Source organism: Altererythrobacter sp. H2, from assembly GCF_035319885.1.
Taxonomy (GTDB): domain Bacteria; phylum Pseudomonadota; class Alphaproteobacteria; order Sphingomonadales; family Sphingomonadaceae; genus 34-65-8.
In genome coordinates this window covers 1,718,769-1,730,955 of record NZ_CP141285.1, presented here as the reverse complement: position 1 = coordinate 1,730,955, position 12,187 = coordinate 1,718,769, and the positions used below count along the sequence as shown (strand labels likewise).

The 12,187-nt window shown below is 62.3% G+C and carries 10 protein-coding genes; 9 read left to right on the top strand and 1 reads right to left on the bottom strand.

Going from position 1 to position 12,187, the window contains the following annotated elements:
• Positions 1–15 precede the first annotated feature (15 nt).
• The 9 genes from U4960_RS08730 to U4960_RS08690 are packed head-to-tail and all read left to right on the top strand — an operon-like array spanning position 16 to position 9,491.
• Positions 16–636, top strand: coding sequence for an NADH-quinone oxidoreductase subunit J (locus U4960_RS08730; protein ID WP_324260267.1), 621 nt, complete (start codon positions 16–18; stop codon positions 634–636).
• Positions 633–938 (top strand): NADH-quinone oxidoreductase subunit NuoK, encoded by a 306-nt coding sequence (gene nuoK, locus U4960_RS08725; RefSeq protein ID WP_324260266.1) that lies wholly within the window; start codon positions 633–635, stop codon positions 936–938. The genes U4960_RS08730 and nuoK overlap by 4 nt, the downstream gene beginning before the upstream one ends.
• Positions 939–943: 5 nt before the next feature.
• Positions 944–3,007, top strand: coding sequence for an NADH-quinone oxidoreductase subunit L (nuoL, locus tag U4960_RS08720; RefSeq protein WP_324260265.1), 2,064 nt, complete (start codon positions 944–946; stop codon positions 3,005–3,007).
• Positions 3,007–4,563 (top strand): NADH-quinone oxidoreductase subunit M, encoded by a 1,557-nt coding sequence (locus U4960_RS08715; RefSeq protein WP_324260264.1) that lies wholly within the window; start codon positions 3,007–3,009, stop codon positions 4,561–4,563. Before nuoL ends, U4960_RS08715 begins: the two co-directional genes overlap by 1 nt.
• Complete coding sequence (gene nuoN, locus U4960_RS08710; protein ID WP_324260263.1) at positions 4,563–6,026, top strand: NADH-quinone oxidoreductase subunit NuoN; 1,464 nt, start codon at positions 4,563–4,565, stop codon at positions 6,024–6,026. Before U4960_RS08715 ends, nuoN begins: the two co-directional genes overlap by 1 nt.
• Positions 6,027–6,053: 27 nt before the next feature.
• Positions 6,054–6,776, top strand: coding sequence for a biotin--[acetyl-CoA-carboxylase] ligase (locus U4960_RS08705; protein WP_324260262.1), 723 nt, complete (start codon positions 6,054–6,056; stop codon positions 6,774–6,776).
• Positions 6,777–6,779: 3 nt separating this feature from the next.
• Complete coding sequence (locus U4960_RS08700) at positions 6,780–7,571, top strand: type III pantothenate kinase (protein WP_324260261.1); 792 nt, start codon at positions 6,780–6,782, stop codon at positions 7,569–7,571.
• Positions 7,568–9,217, top strand: a complete 1,650-nt coding sequence (locus U4960_RS08695) for a ribonuclease J (protein WP_324260260.1) — start codon at positions 7,568–7,570, stop codon at positions 9,215–9,217. Before U4960_RS08700 ends, U4960_RS08695 begins: the two co-directional genes overlap by 4 nt.
• Before the next feature lie 4 nt (positions 9,218–9,221).
• Positions 9,222–9,491 carry a DUF1467 family protein gene (locus U4960_RS08690; protein WP_324260259.1) on the top strand — a complete coding sequence of 90 codons (270 nt, stop codon included), beginning with the start codon at positions 9,222–9,224 and terminating at the stop codon, positions 9,489–9,491.
• On the opposite strand, the gene U4960_RS08685 is transcribed toward U4960_RS08690, so the two are convergent.
• Positions 9,488–12,103, bottom strand: a complete 2,616-nt coding sequence (locus U4960_RS08685) for an ATPase (protein ID WP_324260258.1) — start codon at positions 12,101–12,103, stop codon at positions 9,488–9,490. The genes U4960_RS08690 and U4960_RS08685 overlap by 4 nt on opposite strands.
• Positions 12,104–12,187 lie beyond the last annotated feature (84 nt).

Below are 12,187 nucleotides of genomic sequence, written 5' to 3'. Positions count from 1 at the left end.
GGACGCTATGACACTATGATCCAGACATTCGCCTTTTACCTCTTCGCGGTGATGATGATCGCCAGCGCGGTGTTCGTCATCACCGCGCGGAACCCGGTCCACTCGGTGCTGTGGCTGATCCTCGCGTTCTTCAACGCCGCCGGCCTGATGGTGCTCGTCGGCGCCGAGTTCATCGCCATGCTGCTGGTGATCGTCTACGTCGGCGCAGTCGCAGTGCTGTTCCTGTTCGTGGTGATGATGCTCGACATCGATTTCGCCGAACTGCGCGCCGGATTCATCAAGAATTTCCCGCTCGGCATCGCAATTGCGCTGGTGCTGCTGGCGGAGCTAGTGCTGGGGATCGGTGCCTATCAGGCAGGGTCACTGGCGCTTGGCACGCCGGATGGCCTGGCCGCTCCGGTGGAGGGGATGAGCAACACGGCCAGCCTCGGCGCCCTGATGTATGGCCGCTACCTGATCCTGTTCGAAGTGGCCGGCATGATCCTGCTGGTGGCGATGATCGGGGCCATCGTGCTGACCCATCGTCCGCCCAAGAGCGCGCGGGGAAGCCAGAACATCTCCCGCCAGGTCTCTCGCAATCCGGAAGAGGCCATAGTGATGAAGCAGCCCACCGTGGGGCAGGGGGTCGAGCTGTGATCGGGATCGAACATTACCTCGTCGTCAGCGCGATCCTGTTCGTGCTGGGCGTGCTCGGCATCTTCCTCAACCGGAAGAACGTGATCATCATCCTGATGGGGATCGAGCTGATCCTGCTCAGCGTGAACCTCAACCTGGTGGCCTTCAGCGCCTTCCTCGGCGATCTGGTGGGCCAGGTGTTCGCGATGTTCGTGCTGACGGTGGCGGCGGGCGAAGCAGCCATCGGCCTTGCCATCCTGGTGATCTATTTCCGCAATCGCGGCACCATCGCGGTTGACGACGTCGACCGGCTGAAAGGGTGACGGACGTGACCTCGACCTCGATCCTGATAATCGTATTCCTGCCCCTGCTCGCTGCAATTGTGGCGGGGCTGGGCAACCGTGCGCTCGGCAATACGGTCGCCAAGTCGATCACCACTGGCACGCTGTTCATCTCGTGCGCGCTGAGCTGGCCGATCTTCCTCGGGTTCCTCAGCGGAAGCGAGCAGGCGACTGTGGTGCCTGTGCTCAAGTGGGTCCAGTCCGGCACGCTCAGCTTTGACTGGGCGCTGCGGGTCGACACGCTGACGGCGGTCATGCTGGTGGTCATCAACAGCGTTTCCGCGCTCGTCCACCTCTACAGCTGGGGTTACATGGACGAAGACCCGGACCAGCCCCGGTTTTTCGCCTACCTCAGCCTGTTCACCTTCGCCATGCTGATGCTGGTGACCGCCGATAACCTCGTTCAGATGTTCTTCGGTTGGGAAGGGGTGGGCCTTGCCAGCTACCTGCTGATCGGGTTCTGGTTCCGGAAGCCGAGCGCCAACAAGGCGGCGATGAAGGCCTTCGTGGTCAACCGCGTCGGCGACCTTGGTTTCATGCTCGGGATTTTCGGCACCTATCTGGTGTTCCAGACGACCTCGATCACCGAAATCCTCCAAGCGGCCCCGGCGATGAGCGGCAGTACGATCGGCTTCCTCGGCTATCGCCTCGCGACGATGGACGTGCTGTGCATCCTGCTGTTCATCGGCGCGATGGGCAAATCAGCGCAGCTCGGCCTGCACACCTGGCTGCCTGACGCAATGGAGGGCCCAACCCCGGTCTCCGCACTGATCCACGCTGCGACCATGGTGACCGCCGGCGTGTTCATGGTGTGCCGCCTCTCGCCGATGTTCGAGACCGCACCGGTCGCGCTCGGCATGGTGGTGTTCGTGGGCGCTGCAACCTGCTTCTTCGCGGCGACCATCGGCACCACACAGTGGGACATCAAGCGGGTCATCGCCTATTCGACCTGCTCGCAGCTCGGCTACATGTTTTTCGCAGCTGGTGTGGGCGCATATGGCGCGGCCATGTTCCACCTGTTTACCCATGCCTTCTTCAAGGCTCTGTTGTTCCTGGGCGCAGGCTCGGTCATCCATGCGATGCACCATGAGCAGGACATGCGGTATTATGGAGGCCTGCGTAAGCACATCCCGCTGACCTTCTGGGCGATGCTTGCGGGTACGCTCGCCATTACGGGCGTTGGCGTACTCTACGTGTTCGGCTTTGCGGGTTTCTATTCGAAGGATGCCATTCTCGAGGCGGCCTACGCCCGCGAAACCGGGCTGGCGCACTTTGCCTTCTGGGCCGGTGCGGTCGCTGCCCTGCTCACGAGCTTTTACAGCTGGCGCCTGATGTTCCTGACGTTCTGGGGCAAGCCCCGCTGGGCGCTGAGCGAGCACATCCAGCACGCCGTGGCGCATGGACATGATGATCCCCACGAACACAATCCGCCGCGCCAGGAAGATGCGGGACAGGACGTGACCCATTCAGTCCCTTCGCCGCAGGAATCCGACGGCACGGCCGGATATCATCCGCATGAGAGCCCGTGGTCGATGCTCGTGCCGCTCGGCGTGCTGACCCTTGGGGCGGTATTCGCAGGGTTTGTGTTCAAGGACGCCTTCATCGACAGCGAGGCGTTCTGGGCAGGTTCGATCTTCTACAACGAGAACCTGATCCACCGGCTCCATGCCGTGCCTTACTGGGTCAAGCTGACGGCCACGTTCGTCATGCTGCTTGGCCTGTTCGGAGCGTGGCTGGCGTATATCAAGGATACCTCTATCCCGGCCAAGTTTGTCGAGCAGTTCAGCTTCGTCCACCGGTTCGTGTTCAACAAGTGGTACTTCGATGAACTTTACGACCTGCTGTTCGTGAAACCTGCTTTCTGGTTCGGCCGGATCTTCTGGCAAAAGGGCGACAAGGGCTTGATTGACCGCTTCGGACCCGATGGCGTGGCTTCGCTGGTGGTGCAGGGTGCGGCCCTCGCGAAGAAGGTCCAGTCCGGATATCTCTATAGCTATGCGCTGATCATGCTGCTGGGCCTGATCGCCGCGATTACCTGGGTGCTGATGTAATGGGGGGCTTTCCCATCCTGTCCGTCATGCTGGCGGTGCCGCTTGTTGCGGCGATTGCCTGCCTGTTCCTGAGCGCCCCGCAGGCGCGCTTAACGGCGCTGGCAGCGACGCTGGTCAACCTTGCGCTCGGCATCCTGCTGTGGGTCAACTATGACATCGGCGGGGCCCAGTGGCAGTTCACCGAGCGGGCCGACCTGTTCGCCGGATTCACCTACGCGCTCGGCATTGACGGGATTGCGCTGCTCCTGATCGTGCTCAGCGTGTTCCTGATGCCGATCTGCATCCTGGCCAGCTGGGAAGCGGTCCAGAAGCGCGTCGGCGAATACATGGCCGCGTTCCTCGTAATGGAAACGCTGATGATCGGCGTGTTTTCGGCGCAGGACCTGTTCCTGTTCTACATCATGTTCGAAGCCGGCCTGATCCCGATGTACCTGATCATCGGCATCTGGGGCGGGGCAGACCGCATCTACGCCAGCTACAAGTTCTTCCTCTATACCCTGCTTGGTTCGCTGTTGATGCTCGTGGCGATGCTGTGGATGGTCAATGAGGCGGGCACGACCGATATCCCCACGCTGATGCAGTACGACTTCGCGCCGGAAGTGCAGACCTGGCTGTGGCTCGCATTCTTCGCCAGCTTTGCGGTGAAAATGCCGATGTGGCCGGTCCACACCTGGCTGCCTGACGCCCACGTGCAGGCGCCGACTGCCGGCTCGGTCATCCTCGCCGGTGTGCTGCTGAAGATGGGTGGCTATGGCTTCATCCGGTTCAGCCTGCCGATGTTCCCCGAAGCGAGCGCGCAGTTTGCCTGGCTGGTGTTCGCGCTCAGCATGATCGCGGTCGTGGTAACCAGCCTGATTGCTCTGGTGCAGCAGGACATGAAGAAGCTGATTGCCTATTCATCGGTTGCGCACATGGCGATCGTGACCATCGGCCTGTTCGCCTTCAATGTGCAGGGGCTCGAAGGCTCAATGATTGTCATGCTGAGCCACGGCCTTGTATCGGGGGCGTTGTTCCTGTGTGTCGGCATAATCTACGACCGGCTGCACACCCGCGAGATCAGCCGCTACGGGGGCCTCAGCATCAACATGCCGAAGTATGCGCTGTTCTTCCTCCTGTTCACCATGGCCAGCATCGGCCTGCCGGGCACCAGCGGTTTCGTCGGAGAATTTCTCAGCCTTGCCGGGATCTATCAGGTTTCCAGCTGGGTCACGCTGGTGTGCACCACCGGCATCATTCTGGGCGCAGCTTACATGCTCTATCTCTACTGGCGGGTTGCTTTCGGCGTGCAGAAGAACGCTGACGCTGCGGCGATGACCGATCTCAACGCCCGCGAATGGGCCATGCTCGCCCCGATCGCCGCTGCCGTACTGTGGATGGGTGTCTATCCGGAGAGCTTCCTCGCTCCCATGCGCAAGGACATTGCCTCACTTGAAGCGCGCGTGGCGCGTGCTGCGCCTGAAGGCGATGCCCGGCTTGCCGCCGGGGAGGCACGTTCGGAGGCCGCCAATGCGGTTGCGCCCCTGCCGCACGAGACCGGAAAAGAGGGAGCGCACTGATGAACACCGCAGCCTCTTTTGCGCTGATCGCGCCTGAACTGCTGCTGGCGGTTTCCAGCCTGCTGCTGGTGCTCGCTTCGGCCTGGGGCGGCGACAAGGCCGCCCGCCTTGTCACGATCCTGGCAGTAACCGCGCTGTTCGGCGCTGGGATGCTCCTCTGGCCGGTGCTGCACCTTGGCAAGGTCGGCCCCGAGACCTACGCATTCGGAGACCTCATTCGCGCAGACGCCTTCGCGGGCTTCGCCAAAGCGCTCATCTACCTCGCCGCCATCGGCTGTCTTGTCGTCGCGCCGCACTGGTTTGGGCGCCTCAAGGCGATGAAGCCCGAATACCCGGTGCTGGTGCTTCTGGCGACACTGGGCATGAGCCTCATGGTCTCGGCCAGCGACCTGCTGACGCTCTACCTCGGGCTGGAGCTCAACAGCCTCGCCGCTTATGTGCTGGCGGCCTACCTCCGCAATGACAGCCGCTCCGCCGAGGCGGGCCTGAAATATTTCGTGCTCGGCGCACTGGCCAGCGGCATCCTGCTTTACGGCATCAGCCTGCTCTACGGATTTGGCGGAACCACCAGCTTCGCCGGCCTGCGGGTGGCGCTCGAAGGCGAGATGTCGAACGGCATGCTGTTTGGCGTGATCTTTGTGCTGGCGGGCCTCGCTTTCAAGATCTCGGCCGTGCCCTTCCATATGTGGACGCCGGACGTTTACGAAGGCGCGCCCACCCCGGTCACGACCTTCTTTGCTACCGCCCCCAAGGTGGCGGCTGTGGCGCTAACCGCTCGCGTGGCAATGGACGCATTTGGCAGCCAGGTCGATGCATGGCGGCAGGTCGTCATCTTTGCCGCTCTTGCCTCAATCGTCGTGGGCGCACTTGGTGCCATCGGGCAGAACAACCTGAAGCGGTTGCTGGCCTATTCCTCGATCAACAACGTCGGCTTCATCCTGATTGGCCTTGCTGCCGCCAATGCAGCGGGAGCCAGCGCGATGTTCGTCTATCTGGCAATCTATGTCGCAATGACACTGGGCAGCTTCGTCGCGCTGATGATGCTCTATGACAACGATGGCCGCGCGCTTGAAACCTTCGATGACATTGCAGGCCTCTCGGCAAAGCGCCCTGCGCTGGCGTGGTGCCTGCTCGCCATGATGTTCAGCCTGGCCGGAATTCCGCCCCTGTTCGGCTTCTGGGGCAAGTTCGTGGTGTTCCAGGCGGCAATCGAGGCAGACCTGGTCCTGCTGGCCGCCATCGGGGTGGCAGCAAGCGTGATCGGTGCATTCTACTACATCAAGTTCGTCAAAGTCATGTTCTTCGACGCTCCCTCCGACGCGACGGTTGCCGATAGCACCAGGGCGCACTGGACTGTGCTGATCATCACGACCGTGATCGTCTCGCCGCTCGGTTACCTTCTCAATCGTTCCCTTGGCGATCTGGCCGACAAGGCAGCCAGTGCGTTGTTCCTGCTACCTTGATGCTTCTGCGGACCCGAGGTTGCCGGTTTGATTGAGTACATCGCCGAAACCGGATCGACCAACAGTGACCTGCTTGAAAGACTGAAGGCAGGTGAGCGCATTGCCGAAGGCCAGTGGCTGGTTGCCGATCGGCAGACTGCTGGCAGGGGCCGCCAGGGGCGGCGATGGAACGGTGGCCTGGGTAATTTCATGGGTTCGACCGTGGTCCATCGCCTTCCGGGCGATCCGCCTGCGCCGACGCTCGCCTTGCTCGCAGGCATGGCGTTGCACGAAGCAACCGTGCCGCTCGTGCCTGACGCCAGTCGTCTGCACCTCAAGTGGCCCAACGATCTGCTTTACATGAAGGCCAAGCTTGCCGGTATCCTGCTGGAAGGGCAGGGGGATGCGGTCGTCGTCGGTATCGGTGTCAATCTGGCAGAGGCTCCGGACCTGCCCGATCGCGAGACGCTGTCGTTCGCCGCGTTCGGGCCGGCTCCTGACCGCAATCTGTTCGCTGGCTCGCTGGCAGGCATGTTCGCTCGGGAACTGGAGCGATGGCGCACCTATGGCCTGGAGCCCTTGTTGCGGCGATGGCAGGCTGCAGGACTGCCCAAAGGCACACCGCTCAAAGTTCACGACGGAACCGCAGTTGCGGTGGATGGCAAGGTTGCAGGGCTGGCGGAGGACGGCTCGCTCTTGCTCCTTCTGCCCAATGGTGCCACCCGTCCTATCCACGCTGGCGATGTCATGATCGCAGACCAAGGAACCTGAATAATGTTGCTTGCCGCCGATGTCGGGAACACGAATGTGGTTTTCGCCCTGTACGCCATGGATGGCAAAGGGGGGCGCGAGATCAAGGCGCGCTGGCGGATTGCGACCGACCCGAGGCGCACCGGAGACGAGTATGCGGTCTGGCTTCTGCAACTGCTCCAGATTGAGGGATTTGCACGGACCGATGTGACGCAGATCATCATCGGATCGGTGGTGCCGCGGGCGATCCATAACCTTACCGTTCTCGCCGAGAAGTATTTCTCCATCACGCCGCTGATTGCAGGCGAGGGAGCCGCTGAATGGGGTTTCCTGATCGACGTGGACGAACCCCGCTCACTGGGAGCGGACCGTGCGCTCAACACCATTGCAGCGCATGAAAAGTATCCCGGTGACAAGATCGTGGTCGACTTCGGCACGGCAACGACCTTCGATGCGGTCGATTTCAACGGCGCATACAAGGGCGGGATCATCGCGCCGGGGATCAACCTGTCGCTCGACGCGTTGGTCGGCAATACGGCCAAACTTCCGCGCATCGCGATCCGCTCCCCCGAGAGCGACAGCGTGATGGGGCGCAACACCGAGGACCAGATGCTGATCGGCGTATTCTGGGGCTATATCGCCATGATGGAGGGGCTGATCGAGCGGATGCGCCAGCAGATCGGCCGCCCTGCAATGGTCATTGCCACCGGTGGGCTGGCGATCCTGTTTGACAAGCACACCCGGATGTTCGGCGCCGTTGATGCCGACCTGACACTGGACGGGCTCGCAATCCTTGCTGAGCGGGCCGCCCGATGAAAAAGGATTTCACCCCCGAAAAAGAACTGCTGTTCCTCGCACTGGGCGGCAGCGCCGAGATCGGGATGAACGTCAATCTCTATGGCTGCAACGGCAAGTGGCTGATGGTGGATCTTGGCATGACATTCGGTGCCAACGAATATCCCGGCACCGAACTGGTCTTTGCTGACCTGGCTTTCATCGAGGACCGGCGGAAAGATCTTCTGGGGATTGTGCTGACCCATGCCCATGAGGATCACATCGGGGCGGTACCCTACTTCGCGGAAGAGCTTGGCGTGCCACTCTATGCCACCCCGTTCACGGCCGATCTGGTCAAGCGCAAGCTGGCAGAGGCCGGGTTGGCCGGGCGGGTCAAACTGCATGTGATCGAGGATGATCACGGCACCATTCGCCTCGGCGATTTCACCGTCCGCTATATCCCGTTGGCGCACTCGATTGCCGAGGGCAACGCCCTGGTAATCGACACGCCCTATGGCCGGGTGTTCCACACCGGTGACTGGAAGCTGGACGAAGATCCGATTGTCGGCGTGCCGGCGACCGAAGAGGAACTCGTCGCGATTGGTGACGAGGGCGTGCTGGCGCTGGTGTGCGATTCCACCAATGTCTTCAACCCCGAAGCCAGCGGTTCGGAGGGAGCTGTTTATCAGGCGCTGATGGACGAGGTGCGCCTCCACACGGGGCGGCGTGTGCTGGTGACGACCTTTGCCTCGAACGTCGCCCGTCTCCAGACCCTTGGTGAAGTTGCGCGGGAAACAGGGCGGCAGCTCTGCGTTGCCGGGCGCTCGCTCGATCGCATCATCGAAGTGGCACAGGACAACGGCTATCTGGCCGATTTTCCCGAAACAGTCGATTTCGATACGGCCATGGGCCTGCCACGCGGGGAAGTGCTGATCCTGGCAACTGGCGGGCAGGGAGAGCCGCGTGCGGCCCTGGCCCGCATCGCCGACAGCAGCCATCAGATCGATCTGGTGGCAGGTGACGTTGTCTTGTTCTCAAGCCGCCAGATACCCGGAAATGAGCTGGCGATTGGCCGGATCCAGAACCAGCTTGCCGAGCGCGGCATTGTCATGGTGACAGATCGCCAGTCGGCCATCCACGTTTCGGGCCATCCCGGACGCCCCGAGCTTGAAGCGCTTTACGGTTGGCTCAGGCCCGAGATCCTCGTGCCGGTCCATGGCGAGATGCGCCACATGCAGGAACAGGCGCGAGTTGGGCGGGCGCACGGGATTCCCCACAATGTCGTCCAGAAGAATGGTGATATTGTCCGGCTCGCCCCCGGAAAGCCTGAGCGGATTGCCCGGGTCGAATCCGGGCGCCTCGTGCTGGACGGTGACATGATCGTGCCGGCCAACGGCGAGGCCATCGTGATGCGCCGGAGGCTGGCCCATAACGGGGTCGTGATGGTGTCCCTCGATGGCGGGGGGCAGGCACAGGTCAGTGGACTCGGCTTGCCGCTGGTGGAGGATTACGGTGATTTCGTCACCGAAGCGGAAGCCGACGTGGCCACTGCTGTTAGAAAACTCAAAGGCAAGGCGGCTGCCGATCCGGCGGAAGTGACCGAGGCTGCCCGGCTTGCGGCGCGGCGCGCGGCGCAACGCTGGTCGGGTAAAAAGCCGCAAGTCATGGTCATGCTGGCAAGGGACTGATCAAATGGGCTGGACTTCGATACTGGCGATCTACTTCCTCGTATGGGTGATGTGCGCCTTTCTGATGCTGCCGTTCGGCGTGCAAACGGCTGACGAGGCGGGTGTTGCCAAAGTGCCTGGGCAAGCAGACAGCGCACCGGTCAATTTCCGGCCCGGGCGGGTGGCCCTCCGTGCAACCATTCTGGCCGCCCTTCTGACCGGCCTCTACATCGCCAATTTCGAGTTTGGCTGGATCGGCGTCGAGGCGCTCGATATCACCAATTACATCGGTTAGGCGCGCAGCCGCTCGATCGCCTGCGCAAGCGCCACGTAAAGCTTGCCCATATCTGAACTGAGCAGGGTCACGCTGACGGACTTGCCATCCCGGGTGGAAAGCAGGGTGCGCAGCATGTTTTCGAAATCGGCAATGTAGCGGCTGACGTTATCGCGGAAATCGACGTCGGCATCGTAGAGCTCGGCGATTTCGCGAGCCTGGGTATTGTCAAGCAGGCGGACGGCACGCCGGGTGAAGATACCGCGATCCCCCCGCAGGTACGAAGTCCAGGCACTGTCACTGACATCGGTCGAAATGACCTTTGCAATATCTATCGCGGTCGAATTGAGGCCTTCGGTGATGAGCGCGACACGCCGGGCGAAATCGTTGTCGACCTGCTCTTCTGCCAGTTCGCGGGCCCGGGCCACCCGCATCTCGAGATTTCCGGCCAGTTCATTGACCCGTGCCAGCTGGTCACGCAGTTGCACGGTCGCCTCTCGTCCAGCGGCGGTGGCCCTTGCGCTGGCCTGTTCGAGCCCGGCAAGCGCACCTTCAGTGCTGTCAGCAAGTGCCTGTTCGATGGCAGAGCCTGACCGGTCCGCAATCCTCTCTGCGAGTGACCGCACGGTATCGGCGCTCAGTGTCTCCACCGAAACGATAGCCTCACGCGCATTCCGCTCGAGCAGGGCAATCGCATCCCGCAAGGCGCCGGTTGCCTTGGCGGCCAAGGCGTCGCTTTCGACACTCGCGCCAGCCAGGGCGCTCCGCAGACCGTCTATCCGCGAAAGACTTGCCGCCGTGCTTGAATCCAGCTCGGTCTGCACCTCCGCGATCCGGCCGATTGCGGCTTCGCTGTCTTCGCGCGTGGCAATGACATAGGCTGACAGGTCAGCGCCCTTTCGGGCTGCATCATCGAGCACGCCGCGCAGGCTGTCCGTTTCCTTGCCGAGTGTACCAAGTCGCGACTCTGCCTCTTCGAGCGCCGCCGGCAGCTCGGTCCGTGAATGCTGGGCGCTGGCCTGGATCAGTTCCAGCAATCGGATGCTGGCGTCAGTCAGTTCGGCCACGGCCTCATCAGTGCCGGCCAAAGCCATACGACTCTCGGCCAGCTTTTCTGCCAGCGCAGCGATACTGCCCGCCAGACGGCTTTCGGTCTCCTCGCCTGCCTCGGCGATGGCCCGCATGTCTCCGCGCAGCTCCCACAGCTTTTCAGCCACGGCCTGGCCCTGCGCGCCAAGCACTTCGGTCTGCTCGCGCAGGGTTTCGCGCCGACTGGCGAGCAGGCTGTCCAGCGCCTCGATCCGGGCTTCCAGTGCAGCAAGTGTCTCGCGTTCGGTTTTCGCCATGGCGCTCTGGCGCTCGGCAATCTTTGCAAAGAGGCGCGCATCGCGTTCCGCAATGTTGCGATCAACGTTTTCCGCTTCGTGGCGAAGCGCTTCGAGCTTGCGATTGGCCGATTCAAGTGCGGCCTCATCGATCCCCTTGATCTCGTCGATTGCGCCGAGCAGTCGGGCGTTCAGGGCCTCAATCTGTTTCGACCAGAGCGCACTAGCTTGCGCCTCTGTGTCACGCAGCACACCGGCAACTTGCCGCGCTTCCTGTTGCAAGGCGATCACCCGCGCACGCATCGAGCGCAAAGCTTCCGCCTCGGTCTCGTCAAGTGCGTTCCTTGTTGTTGCGACTTCCTGTTCCAGTGCTTCGGTGCGGCGACGCAGGGCGGCAAGTGCTTCGACCTCGCGACCATCGAGCTCAACCCGGAACGCCTCGCTTGCAGTACGAAGGGCATCGAACCGTGCCCCCGTCAGATCGCCCATGTGATCGAACTGCGCTTCGAAGGCTGAGATGGCGGCATCCACTCGTGACTGCAATGAGCCGACTTGCCGTTCGCTGGCCTGGCCGAACTGGTTGAGGCGCTCGAATCCGGCAACAAGCTCGGCAATCTGGCCTTGGGCCGTGCGGCCAGCACTGCCGATCTGGTTGGCGGCATCGCGGGCCGAATTGGCGATGACGGGCAAGTCGTCACGCAAGCGGCCCATATTCTCCAGTGCAGTGGTACTGACCGACGCGATTGCCTCGATCTCGCTGCCGTTGCTGCGAACGAGTGACTGGATGTGGTCAGCGTGCGCGGAGAGGCGCTCGCTCGCGACCCGGCCCAGCGATTCCAATTCCCGTGATTGCGCAGAGAGGAATTCCCGGGCCAGGCTGAGTTCCCGGTTCACCGTGACCAACCGGCTTTCAAGCGCGGCTGATTCTTCCCGAAGCGAATGGGCGACCTGACCGAACCGTTCCATCTCGCGGCTGCTGTTGCGAACCATCAGGAGCCATGTGGCAATGATGAGCAAGGTTGGCACAGCCCACTCGCCGACCCATCCGATCCACTGCTGCGGAGAACCACCAGCCAGAAGGGCATCGCGCAGCGCCCAGCCATAAAAACCCGTCCACCCGGCAATTGCGAGCAGGGCCAGAGCAGGGATCAGCCAGGTCGGCACGCGCCTGGCCGGCGCATCGGCGTCATCCCAATCCTCTTCCTGCGACTGAGGTGGCTGCGGTGCCACAACGCCATCCACATCATGCAACTCTGCCGTTTCCGGCTGCTGTGGCCCGATGGCCCTGATCTTTGATCCCCCGCTCATGGTCAGGAAGCTACCACGTTTCGCTGCATGTTAAACCCTGTCTTAACCAAGCCGGCATTACAGTGGCCAGACGAGGCTTTTCGA

Coding starts and splice junctions, on each gene's coding strand:
- U4960_RS08730 (WP_324260267.1), top strand. CDS start 16: ATGATCCAGACATTCGCCTTTTACCTCTTCGCGGTGATGATGATCGCC.
- U4960_RS08715 (WP_324260264.1), top strand. CDS start 3,007: ATGGGGGGCTTTCCCATCCTGTCCGTCATGCTGGCGGTGCCGCTTGTT.
- nuoN (WP_324260263.1), top strand. CDS start 4,563: ATGAACACCGCAGCCTCTTTTGCGCTGATCGCGCCTGAACTGCTGCTG.
- U4960_RS08700 (WP_324260261.1), top strand. CDS start 6,780: ATGTTGCTTGCCGCCGATGTCGGGAACACGAATGTGGTTTTCGCCCTG.
- U4960_RS08695 (WP_324260260.1), top strand. CDS start 7,568: ATGAAAAAGGATTTCACCCCCGAAAAAGAACTGCTGTTCCTCGCACTG.
- U4960_RS08690 (WP_324260259.1), top strand. CDS start 9,222: ATGGGCTGGACTTCGATACTGGCGATCTACTTCCTCGTATGGGTGATG.
- U4960_RS08685 (WP_324260258.1), bottom strand. CDS start 12,103: ATGAGCGGGGGATCAAAGATCAGGGCCATCGGGCCACAGCAGCCGGAA.